This is a genomic window from Segatella maculosa OT 289 (genome assembly GCF_000243015.1).
Lineage (GTDB): Bacteria > Bacteroidota > Bacteroidia > Bacteroidales > Bacteroidaceae > Prevotella > Prevotella maculosa.
The window spans coordinates 23,557-46,464 of record NZ_JH594507.1 but is presented as its reverse complement, the minus strand read 5'-3'; the positions used below and the strand labels follow the sequence as shown (position 1 = coordinate 46,464).

Here is a 22,908-nt window from a genome sequence, read left to right as displayed (position 1 = left end):
AACCGAGAAGATGAAACTACACATATTCAACCCCGGACATGAGATTGCCTTGGCCGAGCACCGCAAGTATGTGACGCTACCACATGCCGCCCGCCAGCTGCAACATGACCTCTCTTTCCTGCCTGCTTTGTGGGCCGACGACGACGATTTCGTGCTCGTGGAAAGCAAAGCGCATCAGGATATCCCTTCCTATCTGAAGAAATATGCAGCCAAGGTTAGTCTTATTGACGACGAAGACTTGCCGTATCTTGACCTCGAGAACACAGAAATCATGCCTTGGGGCTGGAATCTTGCATTGCAAAACCGGCTCTTGGAACGGTCACGTGGCCGACTTTCCCAGCTGCTTCCCTCGCAAACGCAATTAGAAGCCTACAGAACGCTTTGCAGCCGGGGCTGGTGTGCCACGTATCTTTTACCCCATTTGGTTACAAGCCTCGCCGATGCGGTGGGCATTGCCCATGCTTTCAGCTCCGATAGCGCGCTTTTCGCTCATCTGAAAGCCACAGACAACGGCCCATTCCGTCAATATGTGCTGAAAGCACCGTGGAGCAGCAGCGGCAGAGGGCTGCGATACGTCGACATGCAACGTGAAGGCATCACGCCCCACCTGCAAGGTTGGATTACAAACGTGATTGCAAAGCAGGGATATATCATGGCCGAGCCTTATTATAATAAGGTGTTCGACTTCGGAATGGAGTTCCATGCTCACAAAAATGGCTCGGTAGACTATCTGGGACTCTCCGTTTTCCACACCGTCAACGGTGCCTATGCCGGCAATCTCCTTGCCAACGAAGCCGACAAACAAGAGCTTGTGTCGCGATATGCCTCATCTTCCGTTTTGAAAACCCTGTGCGACGCGGTCAAACACTTCATGCCGGCGCAGCTTCAAGGCATATATGCCGGTCCTTTCGGCATCGATATGATGATAGTCGGCGAAGGAAAGATACATCCTTGCGTAGAACTGAACCTGCGCCGCACGATGGGACATGTTGCTTTGAGCCTTTCTGCAAAGCAACATTCACGGCGTTCCATGCAGATAACATACAAGAACGGCCGCTATTCACTACACATCAATCCCCTTTCCCATCAATCTGTTTGAAGCCGTTGGCGTATCGTGCCGTTATATCAACCCTATTCCCATGCAATACGGCCAAGCCGAAGATGTAGGGACTTTGACTTTGAACATTGAATTTTGAACATTGAACTTTATGATTAGCCATATTATAAGATGATTTGTGGGTAAGGGGCATGTAGGAACTCACGGCTCGTGCGTCCGCTCAAGGGGAATAAAATACAAAAGCATGGTTCTTGAACGAATACATATAACTGTTTGAGCGGACGCACGGACCGTGCGTCCCTACATGCATTCATATTGATAATCAAAGGCTTACACCTTACGTTTCAATATCAGCCATTTTACACGCTAACCTCAGCCATTTTACCGCGCAATAGGACTGAGATTAGCGTGCAATAAGACTGCTATTGTTCGAGAACCTTATCGTTATTGAGTTAAAAGTCCACAAAAGGGCTGTTCAACGTCGTGGAAAAGACGGCATAATTGCACGGTATCGAAAAAAAAGTCAGTTAAAGTTGTCGGATTTCTTCTTTCAGATTGTCTTATGAATAAAAGCCACATGAGAATGAAAAACGATAGCATCGACCACAAAGCTGATTTGCTTAAAGCCATTGAATACCAGAGAATGATAGACCGCATCAAGCAGATTGACACGAAATCGGCCTTGGAAGAAACGCTCGACCGCATTCGCAAGCGGGAGCAAAAGACCGCTTTCATGCACGTGTTCCGCAAGGTCGCGGCCGTTTTGCTTGTGCCGTTGCTATGCTCGACCATTGCTCTGGCCTACCTCTCTCTGCGCAACAGCAAGCCCGCTTTTGCAGCTTCGGTCATTGAGACCGTCACTCCGGCCGGCTGTCGCTCTCGGATTGTATTGCCAGACGGTTCGATTGTATGGCTGAACTCCGGTAGCCGTATCAGCTATCCCAACAGGTTTGAAGGCGACAGCCGCGAAGTAGCCTTGGAAGGAGAGGCGTTCTTTAAGGTCAAATCAGACATGAAACATCCTTTTTATGTGAACCTTTCCGACAAAATCAAGGTCATGGCGCATGGAACGCAGTTCAATATCTCGAACTACAAGCATGAGAATACCATCCTGATGACATTGGTTTCGGGGGCCATCGACGTTTATCACGGGGCCAAGATACAGTCGGCTCTGATGCCGAACGAGCAATGTAAATACGACAGGGCAAGCGGAATGTTCACCAATTCGACCGTGAATTCGACAGACTATGCCTCATGGAAAGACGGCAAGCTCGTGTTTCATGATACTCCGCTCAACGTGGTTCTGAGCCAATTGTCACATCGCTTCAACGTTAAGTTCAGGCTTCACGACCGCCGACGCGCAGATTACCATGTCCGTGCCACGTTCGAGAACGAAGATTTACATGATATGCTGCAAAGTTTGCGCAGTATTATCCCGATAAAATGGCAGGACAGCCCCGATATGTCGGGCGACAATCGCAGGATTATCGACCTTTACATTGACTAAAATGAAAGAAAACAACCTTCAATAAACCTATTTTTAATTTACTTAAGTCCTAAGACATGAAAAGAAGAACAAACAAAATGGCATCTCACCCCCAAGGAAATGTGTTCCGAAACCTCGGCCTGAAGCTGCTTGCCGGAATGATGTTGGCCCTGGGTTCGCTGAATGCCATGGGACAAAACCTCAATGCAAGGGTGACCGTGAAGTGCAACACGCTTGAACAAGCCATGAACCAAATCGAGAAACAATCGGACCTTACGTTTCTCCTTGCCACAAATTCGGTGAAGCCCTCTATGGCCATCAGTCTTGATTGCACCAAGCTACCCGTGAAAGATGCGCTACAACAACTGGCAGAAAAGGCCGGAGTAACCTATTCCATAGCCAACCGGCGCGTTGTTTTGAAAGACAAACCAACCGAAATCACAGCTCCTCAACCTAAGCAAATCAAGGAAAATGTGATAAAAGGTCGGGTGGTTGACAACGCAGGAGAGCCCATTATCGGTGCAAACGTGTTGGAGAAAGGCACTCAGAACGGCACCATCACCGACGCAGATGGCAACTACACGCTCCGCATAAGCCCCACCGGAACGCTTGTTGTTTCCTATATCGGCTTCAAGAACAAGGAAGTAGAGGCCTCAAAAGGCAGGCTGATCGCCATGACGGAAGACACAAAGTCGCTGAAAGAAGTGGTCGTCGTGGGCTATGGTGTGCAAAAGAAAGTGAATCTTACAGGGGCCGTGAGCAGCGTAAAGCTGGAAGACGTGCTCGGAAACCGCCCGGTTTCGACCGTCAGCGAGGCTTTGCAAGGCGCGCTCCCAGGCTTGCAAGTGACAAGTACCTCAGGAGCACCGGGCGAAGGAATGTCGTTTAACATCCGTGGTGTGAACAGTATTAACGAAGGAAGCCCGTTAGTGCTGGTGGACAACGTGGAGATGGACATCAATATGCTCGACCCCAATGACATAGAATCGGTGACTGTGCTGAAAGATGCAGCTTCGTCGGCCATCTACGGTGCCCGAGCTGCCTTCGGAGTTGTCCTTGTCACGACAAAGAAAAGCAACAAGTCGGCCTTCCACATCAACTATACCGACAACTTTGCCTTCAGCAATGCAATCAATATTCCCAAGAAAGCAACTCCCTTACAAACCGTTCAGGCTTATAAAGACCAAGGATTCACGGCCTATACGACTGGACAAGACGTCGATACATGGCTGAAATTGCTTCGGGAATACGAGGCAAACCCGGCTTCTTATCCCGACGGTTATGCCGAAGTGGGCGGACTTCGTTACAGTTTAGCCCCGACCAACCTCTTTAAAGACATGATGGAAACGGGCTTCAAACAGTCGCATAACCTGTCAATGAACGGAGGAAGCAAACAGATAGCCTATCGTATCGGCCTCGGTTATGTCAATCAAGACGGCATTCTTTATAGCAACAAAGACGCTTTCAAACGCTATAATGTCTCCTCTTATCTGAGTGCAGAGATGACCACATGGCTTAAAACCGAACTGGATATCAAGTATGCTCGCTCCATTTCAAGCATGCCCTACACGACGGCAGCCTACGGTATTTGGGGAGCGGCGGTCGCTTTCCCTTCTTACTTCCCCACAGGAACACTTGACCTTGGCGGAGAGATCCTTCCCATCAACACGCCGCGTAACTTCATTTCATTGGCTGCACCGCTTCAAAAGAAGAAGAACGATGCAAGAATCTTTGGAAAAGTCACGCTAACGCCAGTCAAAGACTTGCACATCATCGGAGAATTCACATACAACTACAAATCGGTTGAGACGCAGTTGTTCGACAAGAAGTTCGAATATGCACACGGTGCACAGTTCCGCAAGGAGCAATCCGTGTCCGACTCCAAATATCAGCATGTACAAGACAATATCGATTACACCGCATTGAACCTTTATGCCACGTATGCAAAGGCACTCGGGACACACAATCTGAGTGCCACGGCGGGCTTCAATCAGGAGAGCAACGACGATACTTACAACATGGCTTATCGAACAAACATGATTAACGAAGAGCTCCCGTCGCTTTCGCAGGCCACAGGTCCTTATTATGCAACCGACCGCTTCAGTCGATACACCGTCAGAGGACTGTTCTACCGGCTGAACTACAGTTATCGCGACAAATATCTCATCGAGGCTAACGGCCGCTACGACGGGTCTTCCAAGTTCCCCTCAAGGCATCGGTTCGGTTTCTTTCCGTCAGTCTCTGCTGGTTGGAGGCTCGGTGAAGAGCGTTTTATGGCATGGAGCAACGCATTTCTTTCCAATCTCAAACTAAGAGTCTCGTGGGGAAACATCGGTAACCAAAGTATTCAACCCTACGCTTATATTCCCGGCATGCTATCTGAACGAGCAAACTGGATTGTGGGCGAAGAAACAGCCACCACCTTGCGTGCTCCGAAACTCATCAGCACTTCGTTCACATGGGAAAAAGTCTCGACCATAGACTTCGGTGTGGACGTAGGATTGTTCCGAAACCGTTTCAACCTGACATTCGACCTCTACAACCGAAAGACCAAGGGCATGTTGGCTCCCGGAATGGAACTTCCCTCCGTGCTGGGAGCAGAAGCTCCGCTGCAGAACACAGCCGACCTGAGTTCGAATGGCTGGGAACTCAGTGCTTCATGGATGGATAAGATTGGGAATCTGACCTATCATATCGGCTTCAATCTTTATGATTCCCGAACGAAAATTACCAAATACAACAACGAGATAGGGCTTATCGGCGACAAGGTCTATAGAAAAGGCATGTATCTCGGTGAAATATGGGGCTACCTAACCGACCGTTTGTACACGACCGACGACTTCAAACCGGACGGAACACTCAAAGAAGGTATCGCAAGAGTAGAGGGGTATAACCCCAATCCCGGCGATATCCTTTACAAGGACTTGGACGGAAACCATGTTATCAACCACGGAAAGCTGACAACAGACAATCCCGGAGACAGAACCATCATTGGTAATAATACTCGCCGATACCAGTTCGGCATCAATGGAGGCGTGGAATGGAAGAACTGGGCACTGTCTTTCATTCTCCAAGGGGTCGGCAAGCGCGACTTATGGCTCATGAACGAACTTACCTATCCTATCTACGACCGTTGGTCAACGCTTTACAGCAACCAACTCGACTATTGGACACCGACCCGCACAAGCAGTTTCTTCCCAAGAATCTACCAGAACTCCGAGGGAAACACCAAAGCAAACACACTCGTTCAAAGCCGTTTCCTAAAGAACGGAGCTTATCTCTCTATCAGAAACATCACCCTTACGTATGCCTTTCCGAAACAATGGGTCGCAAAGGTGGGACTCTATCGGGCGAGTATCTTCTTTAGCGGCGAGAATCTCTTTACTTTCGACCATCTACCCAATGGTATCGATGCCGAAAGAGTCGTTACCGAAGACATGGGAGCAAGAGGGTTTACCTATCCTTATATGCGTCAATTCTCTTTTGGCGTGAACATAACACTATAACTTATAAACACAAGCACTATGAAAAGAAGTCTGATATATTTTTGCCTTGCCATACTTGTCTGTTCATGTATGAACGATGCCTTCATGGACGTTTATCCAAAAGACCAACAGACGGAGAAGACGGCTTTCAAATCCTATGATAACTTCAAAACCTATTCATGGGGATTGTACAATGTTTTCTTCGGGTATGCGAGTGATACCCGCCAAACCGACTCCATCTTCATCGGAGATTATGAGGCCGACAACATGATCAAAGGACCCTATGGCAATGAAAGCAGGTGGGCTTATGGCAAAGCTAAGGCAGAGGCAGAGTCACCCGACTGGGACTATGTCTATATCCGTAACGTGAACCTCATGCTCGACAACATAGATCAATCGTCAATGTCCGAAGCCGACAAGAAGCATTGGAGGAGTGTAGGCTTGTTCTTCCGTGCTTACAAATACTTCCAAATGCTCTCTAAGTTCGGCGATCTGCCATGGGTAGAACACGTCATGACGGAAGCCTCGCCCGAACTTTATGCTTCCCGAACAACTCGCGATTTGGTTGCAAGCAACCTCCTTTCCGACTTAAAGTGGGCCGAAGAGAGCATCAAGCCTGCAGGCGACGGCAACAACACAATTAACACGAATGTCGTGAGGGCCTTGATTTCCAGATTCTGTCTCTTTGAAGGAACATGGCGGAAGTACCATAACTTGGCCAACGCCGAAACTTATCTGAAGGAATGCGAGCGAGTGGGACCACTCTTGATGAAAGCTTTCCCGACCATCATGCCCCACTACGACGAGGTGTTCAACTCAGAAGACCTCGCGGGCCAGCCCGGAATTATTCTCTTCAAGGCCTACGCTGCTAACCGCCTTTGCCACGGTCTTACACGAATGGTCAGAACAGCCGAGTCGAACATCGAGGCCACAAAGGATGCTGTAGACGCCTACTTGTGTAGCGACGGCCGGCCTTTCAAGGGAAACGACAAGGACGTTCACGAACAATTCCGCAACCGCGACCACAGGCTCTACCTCACCATTTGCCCACCCTACATGGTCAACGTTTCGAACAAAACCAACTGGAGCCACACGGGGAAGCCTGAAGACCGAGAATTCATAGACCTTATGGCCGAGATTTCGGGCGAGACTTTCCATCGCTTGCCAACGACAAACTTCAAAGGCTTTGTCTGCAGTAGGCAGCCTCACTTTAAGAACAACAATAAAGGACAGGCATGGAACGCCACGCAGATGGGCTTTTGGGTGTGGAAATATTATAACACCCATACAAACGCCATCAATGCAACGGGTGTATGCACGACCGACGCACCCCTCTTCCGCATTGAAGAGACCATGCTCGACTATGCCGAAGCAATGTTCGAGCTGGGTAAGTTCGACCAATCAGTTGCCGACAAGACTATCAACATCTTGCGTAAGCGGGCCGGTGTGGCTGCTATGAAACTCACGGAAATCACTCCCGCTTTCGACAGCCACAGAGACGCTTCCGTGGATCCGGTCTTATGGGAGATACGAAGAGAGCGCCGCGTAGAGTTCATGGGCGAAGGCCGCCGTCTTGACGACCTGCGCCGCTGGGCCAAAGGAAGCTATGTGGACAAACAACCTTTGGGTGTTTACGTTGCCGACGCAGCGGCAAACAAGGTTAAAGTTACGGGAGGACACAGCGACAACGAGGGCTACGCTTTCTATTTCAATCAGCCGACAGGTTGGCAACAACACTACTATCTCTATCCTCTGCCGCTGAAGCAGTTGGCCTTGAACAAGAATCTCAAGCAGAATCCCGGTTGGAAATAAGTCACGAAGATGAACCGAATTGTTTGCCTTTCCTTGCTTGGTGCCGTCATCGAGCCTTTCGGTCTCACGACGGCACAAGCCGAGCGGCCCCGTAAGCCGCTGAATATATTGTTTGTCATGGCCGACGACCTTCGACCGGAACTCGGTTGCTACGGTGTAAAAGACATACACACGCCTTATATCGACAAATTTGCGTCTGAGGCAATGGTGTTCAGAAATGCCTATTGCAACGCTCCCGTCAGCGGAGCATCACGGGCGAGTCTGCTCACGGGCATGTACCCTAACTATCCGAAACGCTTCACCAACTACACCTGCAAGGCCTCGGTGGATGCTCCGGAGGCTATCCCACTTTCTGCTTGGTTGAAGCGGCATGACTATTACACGGTGTCGAATGGAAAAATCATGCACCACATCGAAGACCATGCTGCATCGTGGAGCGAGAAGCCTTGGCGCAGTCATCCCGACGGTTACGATGTCTACTGGGCCGAATACAACAAATGGGAACTGTGGTTGAACTCGGAGTCGGGCCGCCACATCAACCCGAAAACTATGCGGGGGCCCTTTTATGAATGGGCTGATGTCCCCGACAGTGCCTACGACGACGGGCGGGTGCTCGGGAAGACCATAGAAGACCTGCGGAGACTGCGCGACAACGGAAAGCCCTTCTTTCTTGCCTGTGGTTTCTGGAAACCTCACCTTCCGTTCTGCGCACCGAAGAAGTATTGGGACCTCTATCCCGCCCTTCCGATGGCCGACAATCCGTTCCGGCCCGACGGCCTACCCGAGGAAGTGCAAAACTCAAAGGAAATCAATGCCTACGCCCTTGCCACCGCCCCCGACGACAAGGCGTTCCTCCGACTGGTAAAAACGGGCTACTACGCCTGCATCAGCTATGTCGATGCCCTTTTCGGCGAACTTATGACAGCTTTGGAAACGCTCGGACTGAAAGACAACACGGCGGTCATCCTGCTGGGCGACCACGGGTGGGACTTAGGCGAACATGGGTTTGTAGGCAAACACAACCTTATGGACATCACAACCAGAGTGCCGTTACTCATTCGGGTGCCGGGCCTACGCGGCGGCTACACAACCTCTATTGCCGAACTGGTAGATGTATACCCGACGATATGCGACATCTGCCGGCTCCCCTGCCCTACCGGACAACTCGACGGGAAAAGTCTCCTCCCCATCTTGAAGAAAGGGGGAAAGACCACAACGAAGCGTCTGGCCTACATACAATGGCAAGGCGGAGACAATATCCTCACCCGGCGTTACAACTATGCCCGTTGGCCCGACTCGGGTCATGAAATGCTGTTCGACCATCTGTCGGATGCACCGGAGAACCACAACCGCGCGAGCGAAGCCTCTTACAGCAGGATTAAAAAAGAACTCGAAACCGAGATGAAACGCATCAGACGTTTCGCTTTCAGGCCACATTGAACCATCGTTCATAAGTTCGACAGATAAAAAGGTTTGGCCATGTTTTTATGGTCCTCCGACGCGTCGGAAGGTAGTTTCTTTTCACATTTTTTATCTTCCGCCATGGCGGACGAACGTTTCCTTTACATTTTTTATCTTCCGCCACGGCGGAAGAACTTTTTCTTCACGTTTTTTATCTTCCGCCACGGCGGAAGAACGTTCTTTTCTTATTTTACTATTTTCCGCCATGGCGGAAGAACATTTTTTTCTGTTTTCTGTTCAGCCGACGCGTCGGAAAGTCGGTTTTTGATTTTCTCACAGGGTTCATTCATCGGCATCGATGCCCAGCAGGTTCTTCCAGCCGCCGATGCCGAAGCGCACGTAGTTGGAGATGATGCGGTCGAGTTCGGCTTCGTTGAGTCCGTCGTTGACGACGATATGCTTGATGAGCCCGGCCCAGAGTTCGCAGAGAATGCGGATGAAGTGCGTCGATACATCGGCTGTGATATGCGGATAGCGCGCTTTCACGTGTTCGATGTAGGTACGACCATCGTCGCAATTCATCTCCGAAAGTCGGTCGAAATAGTTCTCGAGCGAGGTTCCTGCAGTTTCAAAGAGCAGCAGCCGGAACTCCTTGCGGTAGGGAATGATGAGCGAAACCACCTGCCGGCGCATCATCTCGTAGTAGACCTCGTAGCGATAGATGTCGAGCGAGGTGTAGGTAACGTCGAGGTTCTGCGCACGATAGCCCTCAATGGCATTGAAGAGCGGGGCAAGAACAGCCTTGAGAAGCTCGTCCTTGCCTGCATAGTAGTTGTAGATGTTGCCCACGGCCACGCCCACCCGAGTGGCGATGGTCTTCATCGACGTGTGCTTCACGCCCTGCTTGAGGAACTCGTCGCGTGCCACGCGGAGAATCTGCCTGCGTATCTCGTCTTTCTGCGTCTGCATAAGCTTAGGAAAGGCCTCTCGCTTCTACTTTGCGAAACTGTGGAAATAGCAGGGATTGCCGGTAACGCGCATGACAGGGCCTGCCACCTGCTTTGTTGCCGGGTCGTAGGTATAGAAACCATTGGCCTTCTTGTTGGCACTTCCGAAGACGATAAGGCCTTTGTGACGACCGATGGCGATGCCGTGCGGATTGGAAATCTCCATACCTTTGATGACGCTCATCGTCTTTTGCTTCAGGTCGATGACGATGGGAATGTTGGTGATACTGAGGTATGGATTGGTCTTTGCATTGGGATCGAGGCCGTAGGAGTTGGCATAAGCATAGAGCTTGCCGTCGCCGGCATAGCAAACCTCGCCGAGGAATTCGGCATGCTTGGTGGAAAGGCCTGCAATCTCGGTCTTATCGAGTCGGATGCTGTAGTCGGGGTCGATGTCCGTAGCGCCGTTCTTGATGCGAACGACACCTCCGTTCAGTCCCGGAATAAAGCCGAACGAGCCGATACAGTTCAGGTAGATGTCCTTCTGCTCGTCCATGAAGATGGACTGTGGGTCGATGGGACGCGTGGCGAAGCACATACCGAGCGTGGTGTTGACGATATGCTTCTCCACCTTGTCGGTCTTCGTGTCTATCATGGCCAGTTCAATGTTGTTACGTGCCGGCATGTACTGGGCATTCATCTGGTTAAGACCGACGAAGAGCTTGCCGTCGCGCACGATCATTGCTGCCGGCGACACTTTGGTTTCTGTTTGCTTGAGGTCGTTGAGGTCGATGTCGGCCAGCTTCTTCATCGTCGTGGGGTTGAATGCCATGACGATGCCCAAACCTTGCAGGCTGACATAGGCCTTTTCATTGTTCAGTTCGACGATGTTGCAGGCTGCGGCATTGGCCGGAAGCAGCAGTGTTCCTTTCTTTATCCACTTCCCTGCGGCATCCATCTGATAACGGTTGAGCTCGGGTTTGGTGTTTCCCATGTAGTCGGGAAGCACATAAACGTTGCCCGAAGCCGTGGCAATAGGTTTCGTTCCGAAGCCTACGGGAAGGGCATTGCTGTTGTCATAGGTGCCGGGCAGCAGGTCGGTCAATGCCTGCATGTAGGAAGCTCCGCTGTTTCCTTCAGGATTGGTAACACTTGTGGCGAAGATTACGCCCTTGAAAGTCCCCGTACCGGGGTTCGGATTTGGCTGCGGAGCCGGTGTCGGATCGTCGTTACTGCTGCCGCAAGCACAGACAAGAGCCGTCATTGCAACGGCTGTGAGAATTGATTTGAAGTTTTTCATTTGTTTATATGATTGAATGAATGAATAAAATTACTTGAACAAGTAGCGCAGTTTGAAGCCGATATAGCGGCCGGGAAGCGGACGATTGAACTCGGAGACCACATGGCGGTCGGCAAGGTTCTTCACTTTGAGGGTGAGCGTCCAGCGGTCGTCGCCGAAACTGTGCTCGATTGCGGCGTCCATGGTCATTGCCGTGGGGATTTTGCGCTCTTGATACTTGCTCATCTCAAAGTCGTAGAAGTATTGATGCACGTAGGAGGCATCGAAAAGCAGGCGCGTGTTCTGTCCGCTTCCGCCGAAAAGGTTCTCCTTGTGCAGCTCCGCGCCGAAGTTGGCCAGCAGATAAGGCACGTTCGGAATGCGCATGTTGCGCGTAGGGTTCTCCACTTCGGTCCCCGGAACGGTCTTGCGCACGTCGCGAAGGTCTTGATATGTGCCGTTGGCATAGAGGTAAAGCAGCCGACAGACGTCACCTTTCATCTCAAGTTCCACGCCTTTGGTGCGCACACTGCCGAAGTTGCGGTAGCGGGCCATGGTGGGTATCATGTCGGGCGTGAAGCGTATCATGTCTTCCAGTTGATTATAGAAGCCATTCAGCTCCACTTCCAAGAGCCCGCCGTAGTCTTTCACGTGGCGATAGAGCAGACCGAGGTTCGCTCCCGTGGTGCGTTCGGGCTTCAATGCGGGCGAGGCAAGAATGGAATAGCCGTTTCCGATGAGCTCTTCGCTCGTGGGAATGCGCACCTCGGAGTTGAAAGAAGCCTTGAGCATCAGGTCGTTTGTGAACTTATAACGCATGGCATCGCTGAAGCCGATATAAGTTTTGGAGACGTCAACCGGCTCGGGTTCCGAAACGGAATAGGTGTTGATGCTGCGTGAATGCGACGAGAAAAAGAAGTCTTTCAGCGTGAAAGCGTTCTGGAAACGCCCGTCGAAGAGCGTCAGATCATAGGAAAAGCCCACGGTCACGGTGTTCATCTTGCTCGGGAAGTTGGCCTTGAAGCCCAATGCCTTGTCCATCAGGTCGTCTTTCGGGTGAAGCGAAGTGCGGTCGGCATAGATATTCAGGTTGACGGCATGGTGCATGTCGATGGTGTAGCCCATGTTGAGCTTCGATGTTAGTTCGTTTGAACGGTTGTTGCCGTCAGACGGAAAGTTGTTCTGCTCGCCTCCGAACGGCGATACGGGCGGCAATTGCGTCCCGTCCCAGTCATAACGGTGCATAGCCTTGTCGCTCAAGCCGTAAATTCCGATGATATAGCCCGCGTCAAAGTCGAAGTCTAAGCCGTCAAGGAAGAAGTTGTTGCGCTTCAGTTTCAGTGACGTGACGTAGCTTACCGAATGATTATAGGCCTCACGCACGTCAAGGTCGATGCCTTGTATCTCTTGTCGGGTTCGCATTCCGATGAGTTCCCACTTCATTTCATCAAACCACCACTTGGTAGCCTTCAGCGACATGCCGCCCATGAGCTTGCTGAAGCGGTCGTGATCGCGCTCAACAGTGCGACCGTCAAGGTTGTCCAAGGTCATCTTATAGTTGTTCTTCGCAAACGAAAACACGCCTCCGATACCGAATTGCAGGCCACTTTTGCGGTCGGTGTGCTTCAAAACGGTCGAAAGCTGATGGGTATTGAACGACCCTACTTCGTAAGATGCGTCCAAATAAACCGGAGGATACTCTTTCGTCACCACGTTGACGGCCCCACCCAAGGCCGAACCGCCGAACTTATAGGGCACAATACCTTTATAAACCTCGATGCGTTCGATCATATTCGTGGGAATATCGTTCAGTGCCACAAAGTTACTCAACTGCGACATGGGTGCTTCATCAACGTACATGCCCATGCGTTTGCCTTCAAGTCCGCGCACCGAGATGCGCGAAGCACTGCCCATGCCGCCCGTATTGCGCACGGTGACGCCCACGGTTCGCGCCAATACGTCGTTGATATTAGAGGCCGTGCCCTGCAATTGGTGCTCACCTATGACCGAAACTGGCATGGCCGACTCTCTCAACTTGCGGATTTCGCTCCGTGCTATCACTGTAATTCCGTGCAATTCTTTAGCGGTCGACTCCATCAGCACGTCGCATTTCAGACTGTCATGCACCAAGAGTTCGCGCCTTTCAGGCCTATATCCCATGTAATGATAGTCGAGTTGCACGCGCTGCGGCCCCTGAACGACGAGCCGATAGCGGCCATTGGCATCGGCTGTCGTGCCCCCCTGCCCTTTCGATACCGTCACCGTGGCCCCCACAAGTGGCTCACCCGTCCTCCTGTCTGTGACTTTTCCATAGACCACTCTCTCCTGAGCAACAACCGAAAGCACGCAGAACAGCATCGCCAGCATGGCCAAACTGCATCTCAAGCGCGTTCGTGTCTCCCGGCTTTCCACGTGCTTTGGCCGCACGGTTCCGGGCATTCTCCTTATCATATTTGTAATAAACAAATTAAAAAATGAATAATATTCAAAATCGTTCACAAAAGAAAAGTGCGCCACCCTCAACTTGGGTAGCGCACTTTTCAGTTGCGACTGTATCGCTATATGGCCTTTTCTTCTTCGTTTCATAACCGATGGTTCATCTCTTTTCAGATTTTAGCAGATGCAAAGGTAGCTAAAAACGCGAAACTGAACAATACCTAATGGTAGGTAAAATCGGCGCGCAAAAATCAACCTATGAGCCTCTTTATACCCAAACTTTGTCAATATTTCCTCTCGTTTTTTAACACATTGCGACACCACCAAATAGAAACTGAAACCCGAAATCCGGCATTATCCAATCTCGTTTCATGGGACTAAAAACGCAAAACGCCCCATTTTTCCACACAACATGCCCCACTCTATCGTATAATATCAGCCGTGTTGCTATTCATTTTATGCTAAGCTATTCTTTAATATGCTTGATATGCCGCCTACAATTAGGAGACCCAAACTTGCGATAAGGCTCGTATTCACATGTAATCGGCTCCCTTTTCTTTCGTAATCCACATTACAATGCATGGTAAACCACATGATTATGATGTGGAAGCATTGCTGTTTCGGAGCGGGAGAACTATGCTTTTCGCTTGAAAGCCGTTGAGGATTTGGCCGCTCTTTCCTTCAAAATCTTTAGTCCTGCAGGGCAAAACGCATTGAAAGGACAGCTCTCACACTGCGGTTTTTGGCTCTTGCAGACATACCGACCATGCAATAATAGCCAGTGATGAGCATCACTTACGTCGACTTCGGGAATGTATTTCATCAGTTCAAGCTCCACTTTCAGGGGCGTGTTTGCCGTTTCGGGAACGAGTCCCAAGCGATGACTGACACGGAAAACGTGCGTATCAACGGCCAAAGTCGGCTTGCCGAACCACACAGCCTGCACCACATTGGCCGTCTTTCTGCCCACGCCGGGCAGCCGAGTCAGGTCATCCGTGTTGTCAGGGACCTCGCCGTTGAACTGCGCTACCAGCATCTTTGCCATCTCACTCAGGTGATGTGCCTTGGCATTGGGATAGCTCACGCTCTTTATCAGTTGGAATATTTCCTCCCAATCTGCCTTGGCCATGGCCTCGGCCGTAGGGTAATGGCGGAACAATTCGGGCGTGATCATGTTGATGCGCTTGTCGGTACACTGCGCACTGAGCAGGGTGGCGACAATCAATTGGAATGCACTTGCAAAGTCAAGTTCGGTGGTCACGGGTCCTTGTTCCTTGCGGAAGTAATCTAAAATGAACGCAAATCTTTCTTTTCTTGTCATGCGGCAAAAGTATAAAAAAAGCATTATCTTTGCAAACATAACGGATAAAAAGCTATGAATACGAAGAGAATATTAGGCTATTTGCATGAACTCGCGGCCAACAACAACCGGGATTGGTTCCACGAACACAAGAAAGAGTATGACGTATGCAGGAAAGATTTCGAGGAAGGTGTGGCACAAGCCGTGGCAACCATCGCGCGGTTCGATGCCTCCGTGGCGCATATCACGCCCAAGGATGCCTGCTATCGCTTCAATCGCGACACGCGTTTCAGCGAAGACAAAAGCCCCTATAAGAACCATTTCGGGGCATACATCTGCGCACACGGCAAGAATTCGCTGCGCGGCGGCTACTATCTTCACCTGCAACCCGGCCAATGCATACTGGGTATAGGCTGTTATTGGCTGCCCACAAACATTCTTACGGCCTGCCGAAATGAGCTTATGGGCAATATAGAGGCATGGAGAGCATGCGTCGAAAACCAGAAGTTCGTCGAGCTTTTCGGCCGTCCGAACGAAGGAAAATGGGACGAACCGGGCGGCAAGGGCTTCGGATTAGCCTGCTTGAAAACGGCACCGAAAGGCTTTCCGCGTGATTATGAATTCGTGGAATACCTACGCATGAAAGACTATTGCGGCTGGCATGCGGTGCCCGACGACTTCTTTGAGGGAACGACGTGGCTCGAAAAAGCGGCCGATATCTTCAAAACCGCCAAGCCGATGATGGACTTTATGAACAGCGTCATCGACGATTACGAATGAATTCCTCAGCCCGTTGCAAATCATCGGGCGTGTCTATGCCCACGGTTTCAACGTCGGTGAGCCCCACTTTGATACGGTAACCATTCTGAAGCCAGCGCAGTTGTTCGAGACTCTCGGCCAGTTCGAGCGACGATTGCGGTAGTTTTGTGATTTCTTTCAGCACGTTTGTGCGATAAGCATAGATACCCAAATGCTTCAAAAAAGGGTATTTTGAGAGCCAATCCTGCCGCTCCGTGCCTCGCACAAAGGGTATGATGCTTCGGCTAAAGTAGAGGGCATAGCCCCTATTGTCAACGACAATCTTGGGCGAATTGGGGTTTTCTGCGGCCTCAATGCACTCGAATGGCTTCCCCAAAGTGGCTATTTGGGTAGCCTTGTCCACGAAACATTGGCACAGCGTTTCAATCTGACTTTGTGCTATAAAAGGCTCATCGCCTTGGATATTCACCACAACATCGAAGTCTCCCCCTACCTTTTCGAGGGCTTCTTCAATGCGATCCGTGCCGCTATGGTGCTCGGTTGAGGTCATCACGGCCTTGCCTCCGAACGCCAATACCTTATTATATATACGCTCATCGTCGGTAGCTACGTAGACGGCATCCAGCACTTTGGCCGCTTGTTCGTACACATGTTGAATGACAGGCTTGCCATTCAGCAGGGCCAAAGGCTTGCCCGGAAAGCGCGTAGAGGCGTATCGGGCAGGGATTAATCCAATGAATTTCATGCTTCTTTAGTTTTGTTTATATCGCAAAGTTAATAAAAAACAAGATAGGAACAGCAAGGCTGGCGATAAAAAAATGAATGCAAAAAGTCAATAACTTTGACATTGGAAGTTGGCGGCAGTTATTCTGTTTTTCCGTATGCCGCCCGTTGGAGCGGACGTAAGGGCCGTGCATTCCTACATGCATTCATCTTGAAAACCAACGACTTAGACCTTGCTTTTCAATCTCACTCATTTTGCGGCGCAATCTCAGCCATTTCACCGTGCAATCTCAGCCATTTTGCGCGGCAATATAGCTGAGATTGTATGCAAAAAAAGGCTTTTGCATGTTTCACCCATGCAAAAGCCTTTCGTATTTTGGTAGAAATGCTTAGCTCAATGTAGCCACTAACATCCACACATTCTTCTCTTGACCGGTCAAATAGTCATCGATCATGGCCACGGTTACTTCGTCTTCGGCCTCTTGTGCAGCAGCCAGTACACGGCGTTCTTGTGCAATAAGCACTTTCAACGTGTCTAAGACATACTGCAAACCCTCCATCTTCTCGGGCTCATGTCCGGCCTCTTTCAACTGAGTTTGCTTCAGATACTCGCTGTAACGGTTCTCCGGACGGGCGTCCAATTGCAATAAACGCTCTGCAATTTCATCAACCTTGGTAGCAGCATCGTTGTATTGGCTCTCGTAGAACTCGTGGAGTTGATAGAACTTATCGCCCTTTACGTTCCAATGGAAGCCACGAAGGTTAGCATAATACACTTGGAAGTCTGCTAACAACTGTGCTAATTCTTTTACTACATGTGCTACTTTCTTGGCATCTAAGCCGGTGTAATCTAACTTTTTCATTTTCTTTGGTTTTAAAAATTAACGATTTATTTGTTTATCCTGTTCTGTCTTATTTGTTGAAAGCAAAGATAAACAATAAAAAAATACCGTCCAATAGATATTTTCTATACACATATTGGCACATGTTATCATATTGAATGTAAATCATTGAATAGTAGTTTATTGACCATAGTCTGGCAAATCATACATAAGTGGCTTCCAGTTTGAGGTGAAATACCGTGGAAAGCCGTTACACAAATGATGGCGGACAACAGTCAGAAGATATGATAAAAAACGCTAACTTATTTTGCCGTATTCCATTATTTTGTTATCTTTGGGCTGAACTATCATTCAAAATACAGTGAAAAAACTTACACTATTCATCATATCCTTGGCGTTGTGGTTGCCGGTTCATGCGCAGAAAATCGTCTTAGGCTCGTGTGTGACGCACGACGGTGGGCAGTATAAGGGGCAGATGATGAACGGTAAGCCCAACGGAAAGGGCAACACGGTCTTCAAGAATGGCGACACCTACGAAGGAGAATACATCAAGGGGTGGCGCGAGGGCTATGGCATTTATTCGTTCTCTGACGGCGAACGCTACGAGGGGCAGTGGTTTCAGGACCAACAACACGGGCACGGAACCTATTATTTTGCCAATAACAACAAGTATGTGGGCCTCTGGTTCCGCGATTATCAGCAGGGACAGGGAACGATGTTCTACTATAACGGCGACAAATACGTAGGCTCGTGGGTGCGAGACAAGCGTGAAGGCAAAGGTCGTTACACCTATTCGAGCGGTGCATATTACGACGGTCAGTGGAAAGATGACCGGAAAAGCGGTCGCGGTTTCTTTGATTGGGGCGACGGAACCACCTACGATGGCATGTGGGCCAACAATCAACGGTCGGGCAAAGGCACCAATAAATATGCTGATGGTGACGTATATATCGGCAATTGGGCTGATGATATACAGAACGGAAGAGGCATTTATAAGTTCCAAAACGGCGATGTTTACGAAGGAGACTACGTGCAGGGAGAACGCACGGGCGAAGGAATTTTCAAATATGCCAACGGAGATCGCTACACAGGACACTTTGAAGAAGGAGCCAAAAGCGGGCAGGGAACGTTCGAATGGCGGTCGGGCGACGTCTATATAGGGCAGTGGAAGAACGACTTACAGAACGGTCGTGGCAAACTGATCAAGAAGTCTGGCGATACCTTTGAGGGCGATTTCAAGAACGGAAAGTTTGACGGAGAGTTGATTATCCGCTATGCCAACGGTAGCCGTTTCAAGGGAACATACCGCAAAGGAAAGCGCAATGGCGCGGCAATTGAGGAGGACAAGAACGGCAACCGCTTTGAAGGCAGCTACGTGGACGACCGCCGTGACGGCCGTTTCGTGGAGAAAGACCGCAACGGAAACATCACCCGAACAGGGAGATATGAGCTTGGCAGGCGGTTTGAAGATTGATGCGGACCTCCCAATTCGTTTGGAAATGACAGGCTATAAGATAGACATTCTTGGGCAAGATGAGGCCTTTCGACCGCTTCCCAAGGTCAGAACATAAAATATTGATGATATGACAACAAAGAAAAACACCGTGAAAAAGGTAACGACAAAAGCCGTTAAGCCACAGTGCCCCAAGCATATCGGTCTTGTAAAGAACGACCCCTACTTGGAACCCTACGAAGATGCCATTCGCGGGCGCCACGAACACGCGCTGTGGAAGCTGTCGCAGTTGACCGACGGCGGCAAGAAAACCTTGTCGGATTTTGCAAACGGGCACGCTTACTACGGGCTTCACAAGCTCTCGCGCGGTTGGGTTTTCCGCGAATGGGCCCCGAATGCAACGGCCATTTACCTCGTAGGCGACTTCAACAACTGGTCGGAAGACGAGGCATATCGGGCAAAACGTGTGGAAGGAACAGGGAATTGGGAACTCCGACTGCCCGAAAAAGCCATGCATCATGGCGATTTGTTCAAGATGCATGTCAAGTGGAATGGAGGCGAAGGTGAGCGTATTCCGGCTTGGGCCACACGCGTTGTACAGGACGAAGTGACCAAGATTTTCTCGGCACAAGTGTGGAATCCCAAGGAAACCTACCAATGGAAGAAAAACAGTTTCAAGCCCCATACTTCACCGTTGCTGATTTATGAGTGCCACATCGGCATGGGACAAGATGCCGAAAAGGTGGGCACTTACACCGAATTCAAGGACAATGTGCTGCCGCGCGTGGTCAAGGCAGGCTACAACTGCATTCAGATTATGGCCATACAAGAGCACCCTTACTACGGCTCCTTCGGCTACCACGTGAGTTCTTTCTTTGCCCCTTCGAGCCGTTTCGGCACACCCGAGGAGCTGAAGGCCCTCATCGATGCGGCCCATTCCCAAGGCGTTGCTGTCATCATGGACATCGTTCATTCGCATGCCGTGAAGAACGAAGTCGAGGGTTTGGGCAATCTTGCCGGCGACCCCAACCAATATTTCTATCCCGGCGACCGTCATGAGCATCCCGCATGGGACAGTCTTTGCTTTGATTATGGCAAGGACGACGTTGTTCATTTCCTACTTTCGAACTGCAAGTATTGGCTCGAAGAGTTTCATTTCGACGGCTTCCGTTTCGACGGTGTCACCTCTATGCTCTACTACAGCCATGGATTGGGTGAGGCATTCTGCAACTATGGCGACTATTTCAACGGGCACGAAGACGACAATGCCATCTGTTATCTGACCTTGGCCAACCTGCTTATCCATGAAGTGAATCCGAAAGCGATCACCATTGCCGAGGAGGTGAGCGGCATGCCCGGCCTTGCTGCCAAGTTTGAAGACGGCGGATTCGGCTTCGATTACCGCATGGCAATGAACATACCCGACTTCTGGATCAAAATCATCAAGGAGCAAAAAGACGAGAATTGGAAGCCGAGTTCTATCTTTTGGGAGGTAAAGAACCGGCGAACTGACGAGAAAACGATTTCCTATTGCGAGAGCCATGACCAAGCACTCGTGGGAGATAAGACGATTATCTTCAGGTTGATAGACGCCGATATGTACTGGCATTTCAAGAAAGGCGACGAGAACGATATGGCCTTCCGCGGCATTGCGCTCCACAAGATGATACGCCTCGTGACGGCATCGACCATCAATGGTGGCTATCTGAACTTCATGGGCAATGAATTCGGGCACCCTGAATGGATAGATTTCCCACGCGAAGGCAACGGCTGGAGCTATAAATATGCACGACGGCAGTGGAATCTTGTCGATAACAAGGAACTTGATTACCATTATCTGGCCGACTTCGACCGCGAAATGCTGAAGGTCATCAAGAGCGAGCGCAACTTCAACCGCACACCGGTGCAGGAGATATGGCACAACGACGGCGACCAAGTGCTGGCATACATGCGAGGCGAGCTGCTCTTCGTGTTCAACTTCTCGCCCGTGAGGTCGTTCTCCGACTACGGTTTCCTTGTGCCTGTGGGCAGCTACGACGTGGTGCTCGACAGCGACAACAAGGCTTTCGGAGGAAATGGACTGAATGACGACACCATGACGCATCTCACGAACCACGATCCGCTCTATGCCGATGCGCACAAAGCGTGGCTGAAGCTTTATTTGCCGGCACGCACGGCTTTGGTGTTAAAGAAAAAATGATTTCAAACCAATGTCTGAGGATACTTTAAAAAGGCACGGCACACGCCCTTATCAAGTGGCATGTGCCGTGTTGTTTCTTGTTTTCACGTTCTGTTATCTTTATTTCTATCAGGACAATCTGTTGGCCATGGGCCAATACGTGCTTTCAAAGGGGCGGACACACTACGATCACATGGTCGGTGCAACGCTCCTCACACTTGTCTTGTGGCTATTGCAAATCGGTTGCTACCTTTTATTCCGGTTGAAAGGTCGTTCCCATGCGCTAACCTACGTGCCTTCGGTCGTCTGTCTGACAGCGATCACCTCCATCGGCAGCGACATTGTGCAGGGTGTGACACTCGGTTGGTGGTGGATAGTCGCTCCGCTTCTGATAACCATTGCCCTTGTCGCGATGTGCTATGCCCGCCGGTCACAGGCCTACGAACCGCTTGAACACAACTGGCAAGGGCTTTTGGGCCGTTGGGCATGGGTCAACTACGGTGGTCTTTTGGTGCAGTTCTTCTTCGTTGCGCTTTGTTCCAATCACAACCAAGTGCTCCACACGCGATTGGAAATCGAACAGCATGTCATGGATGGCACATATCGACAAACGCTAAAGGTGGGAGCGCATTCCCTGCACACAGATTCCACACTGACTTGCCTGCGCATATACTCCCTGTCATTGGCCGGGCTGCTCCCCGAACGGCTGTTTGAATATCCGTTGGTAGGCAATTCGGCGGCCATGTTGCCCGATAATCCGGGCGTAAACTTCCTGATGTGTGGAAAGGATAAGTTTTATCAGCATTTAGGTGCATGGTTCCACCAACCGATGTACAGGATGCACTATCTTCGTTTCATTCATCGGCACGGCTTGGCCACGCCCGCCGCCCACGACTATCTACTCTGTGCCTATTTGTTAGACGGCAACTTGGAGGCCTTCGTCCGCACCATCGGCAAGTATTATGACCTGAAGCGACCACTTCCCAAGCACTATCGCGAAGCTCTCGTGCTTTATAATCACCTGCGGTCAAACCCCTACGTCGTCTATCACGACAGCGTGATGGATGCCGATTTCACCGATTTTCAGTCGCTTGCCCGGCAATATGGGCGCCCTCGCCAACGTCTCTCGGCCCTGCGCGACACATATGGGAACACCTATTGGACGTATTATTATCGGTTGAAACATTGAGATAGTCCCTTTTTTTGTTCTTCCTCCATGGAGGAAGAACGTTCCTTTTTTGTTTTATTATTATCCGACGCGTCGGACGACCATTTTTACGTCAGTTCGGGATAAGAATATTTAGACTAAAACCTCGAAGAGGTAGCAGAACAAAGGCGGAGCGAGTGATGTGCGTAGCCCCCGCTGTCGTGACGGGAGCGGCAGGAACCTTGAAGAGGTGATGGAACGAAGCTGGAGTTGTTCTCGTTGGTCCGTCACCTCTTGCGGAGTTTCCGCCGACACATTTTTTAACGTTTAACTCATAGCGGAACTTCCGCTAACACATTTCTTAACGTTTAACCCTCGGAGGAACTTCCGCCGATACATCTTTTAACTTTTAACTTCTCGCGGAGTTTCCGCTGATATGTATTTTACCCCTTGGCTTCCGGCGGAGGTCCCGCTACGTATTTTTTATTTCTCAAAGTCTCGGCGGAGGCACCGAGGCTCTTTTTGGGGTTCTTCCCCGATTGGGATTTATTCCGAACTCGCGTATTTTTGGTTTTCTTCCTAACTTACATCGGATTCACGTT

General features: G+C 50.3%; 16 protein-coding genes. 9 read left to right on the top strand and 7 right to left on the bottom strand.

Translation table 11 applies throughout. The annotated features are described in order from the left end of the window. Nucleotides 1-10: 10 nt before the first annotated feature. From HMPREF9944_RS09620 to HMPREF9944_RS09600, 5 genes are all read left to right on the top strand, one after another. On the top strand, nucleotides 11-1,099 hold the full coding sequence (locus HMPREF9944_RS09620; protein WP_008566034.1) for a hypothetical protein: 1,089 nt from the start codon (nucleotides 11-13) through the stop codon (nucleotides 1,097-1,099). Between the two features lie 541 nt (nucleotides 1,100-1,640). Next, nucleotides 1,641-2,564 carry a FecR family protein gene (locus HMPREF9944_RS09615; protein ID WP_155814665.1) on the top strand — a complete coding sequence of 308 codons (924 nt, stop codon included), beginning with the start codon at nucleotides 1,641-1,643 and terminating at the stop codon, nucleotides 2,562-2,564. 56 nt (nucleotides 2,565-2,620) lie between these two features. Beyond that, a complete protein-coding gene (locus tag HMPREF9944_RS09610) occupies nucleotides 2,621-6,049 on the top strand; it encodes a TonB-dependent receptor (RefSeq protein WP_081475827.1) in 3,429 nt (1,142 codons plus the stop codon). Between the two features lie 18 nt (nucleotides 6,050-6,067). Beyond that, entirely contained in the window at nucleotides 6,068-7,840 is a 1,773-nt protein-coding gene (locus tag HMPREF9944_RS09605; RefSeq protein WP_008566029.1) for a RagB/SusD family nutrient uptake outer membrane protein, read from the top strand. A 9-nt stretch (nucleotides 7,841-7,849) separates the two neighbouring features. Further along, nucleotides 7,850-9,280, top strand: a complete 1,431-nt coding sequence (locus HMPREF9944_RS09600) for a sulfatase (RefSeq protein WP_008566028.1) — start codon at nucleotides 7,850-7,852, stop codon at nucleotides 9,278-9,280. A 90-nt stretch (nucleotides 9,281-9,370) separates the two neighbouring features. Here the strand turns inward: HMPREF9944_RS09600 and HMPREF9944_RS13000 are convergent, their stop codons facing one another. The 5 genes from HMPREF9944_RS13000 to nth all read right to left on the bottom strand — a co-directional run bounded on the left by HMPREF9944_RS13000 (nucleotide 9,371) and on the right by nth (nucleotide 15,224). Then, entirely contained in the window at nucleotides 9,371-9,508 is a 138-nt protein-coding gene (locus tag HMPREF9944_RS13000) for a hypothetical protein (RefSeq protein ID WP_155814664.1), read from the bottom strand. Nucleotides 9,509-9,583: 75 nt separating this feature from the next. Then, nucleotides 9,584-10,210 carry a TetR/AcrR family transcriptional regulator gene (locus HMPREF9944_RS09595; protein WP_008566026.1) on the bottom strand — a complete coding sequence of 209 codons (627 nt, stop codon included), beginning with the start codon at nucleotides 10,208-10,210 and terminating at the stop codon, nucleotides 9,584-9,586. Between the two features lie 24 nt (nucleotides 10,211-10,234). Next, complete coding sequence (locus HMPREF9944_RS09590) at nucleotides 10,235-11,488, bottom strand: hypothetical protein (protein WP_008566025.1); 1,254 nt, start codon at nucleotides 11,486-11,488, stop codon at nucleotides 10,235-10,237. A 30-nt stretch (nucleotides 11,489-11,518) separates the two neighbouring features. Next, a complete protein-coding gene (locus HMPREF9944_RS09585; protein ID WP_008566024.1) occupies nucleotides 11,519-13,906 on the bottom strand; it encodes a TonB-dependent receptor in 2,388 nt (795 codons plus the stop codon). A gap of 631 nt (nucleotides 13,907-14,537) precedes the next feature. Next, on the bottom strand, nucleotides 14,538-15,224 hold the full coding sequence (gene nth, locus HMPREF9944_RS09580; RefSeq protein WP_044113619.1) for an endonuclease III: 687 nt from the start codon (nucleotides 15,222-15,224) through the stop codon (nucleotides 14,538-14,540). Nucleotides 15,225-15,278: 54 nt separating this feature from the next. Between nth and HMPREF9944_RS09575 the strand changes: the two genes are divergently transcribed. Continuing rightward, complete coding sequence (locus tag HMPREF9944_RS09575) at nucleotides 15,279-15,983, top strand: DUF2461 domain-containing protein (RefSeq protein WP_008566022.1); 705 nt, start codon at nucleotides 15,279-15,281, stop codon at nucleotides 15,981-15,983. Here the strand turns inward: HMPREF9944_RS09575 and kdsB are convergent. Both kdsB and HMPREF9944_RS09565 read right to left on the bottom strand, forming a co-directional pair. Next, a complete protein-coding gene (gene kdsB, locus HMPREF9944_RS09570) occupies nucleotides 15,964-16,707 on the bottom strand; it encodes a 3-deoxy-manno-octulosonate cytidylyltransferase (RefSeq protein ID WP_008566021.1) in 744 nt (247 codons plus the stop codon). The genes HMPREF9944_RS09575 and kdsB overlap by 20 nt on opposite strands. Nucleotides 16,708-17,074: 367 nt before the next feature. After that, a complete protein-coding gene (locus HMPREF9944_RS09565; RefSeq protein WP_008566020.1) occupies nucleotides 17,075-17,548 on the bottom strand; it encodes a Dps family protein in 474 nt (157 codons plus the stop codon). Nucleotides 17,549-17,888: 340 nt separating this feature from the next. On the opposite strand from HMPREF9944_RS09565, the gene HMPREF9944_RS09560 reads away from it, so the two are divergent. The 3 genes from HMPREF9944_RS09560 (at nucleotide 17,889) to HMPREF9944_RS09550 (ending at nucleotide 22,348) form a co-directional block, all read left to right on the top strand. Next, the gene (locus HMPREF9944_RS09560; protein WP_008566018.1) at nucleotides 17,889-19,001 is read left to right on the top strand and encodes an MORN repeat-containing protein; all 1,113 of its coding nucleotides are present in this window, start codon (nucleotides 17,889-17,891) and stop codon (nucleotides 18,999-19,001) included. Between the two features lie 109 nt (nucleotides 19,002-19,110). Further along, nucleotides 19,111-21,180 carry an alpha amylase C-terminal domain-containing protein gene (locus HMPREF9944_RS09555; RefSeq protein WP_008566017.1) on the top strand — a complete coding sequence of 690 codons (2,070 nt, stop codon included), beginning with the start codon at nucleotides 19,111-19,113 and terminating at the stop codon, nucleotides 21,178-21,180. A gap of 10 nt (nucleotides 21,181-21,190) precedes the next feature. Beyond that, nucleotides 21,191-22,348, top strand: a complete 1,158-nt coding sequence (locus tag HMPREF9944_RS09550) for a DUF6057 family protein (protein WP_008566015.1) — start codon at nucleotides 21,191-21,193, stop codon at nucleotides 22,346-22,348. The last annotated feature ends 560 nt before the right edge of the window (nucleotides 22,349-22,908 follow it).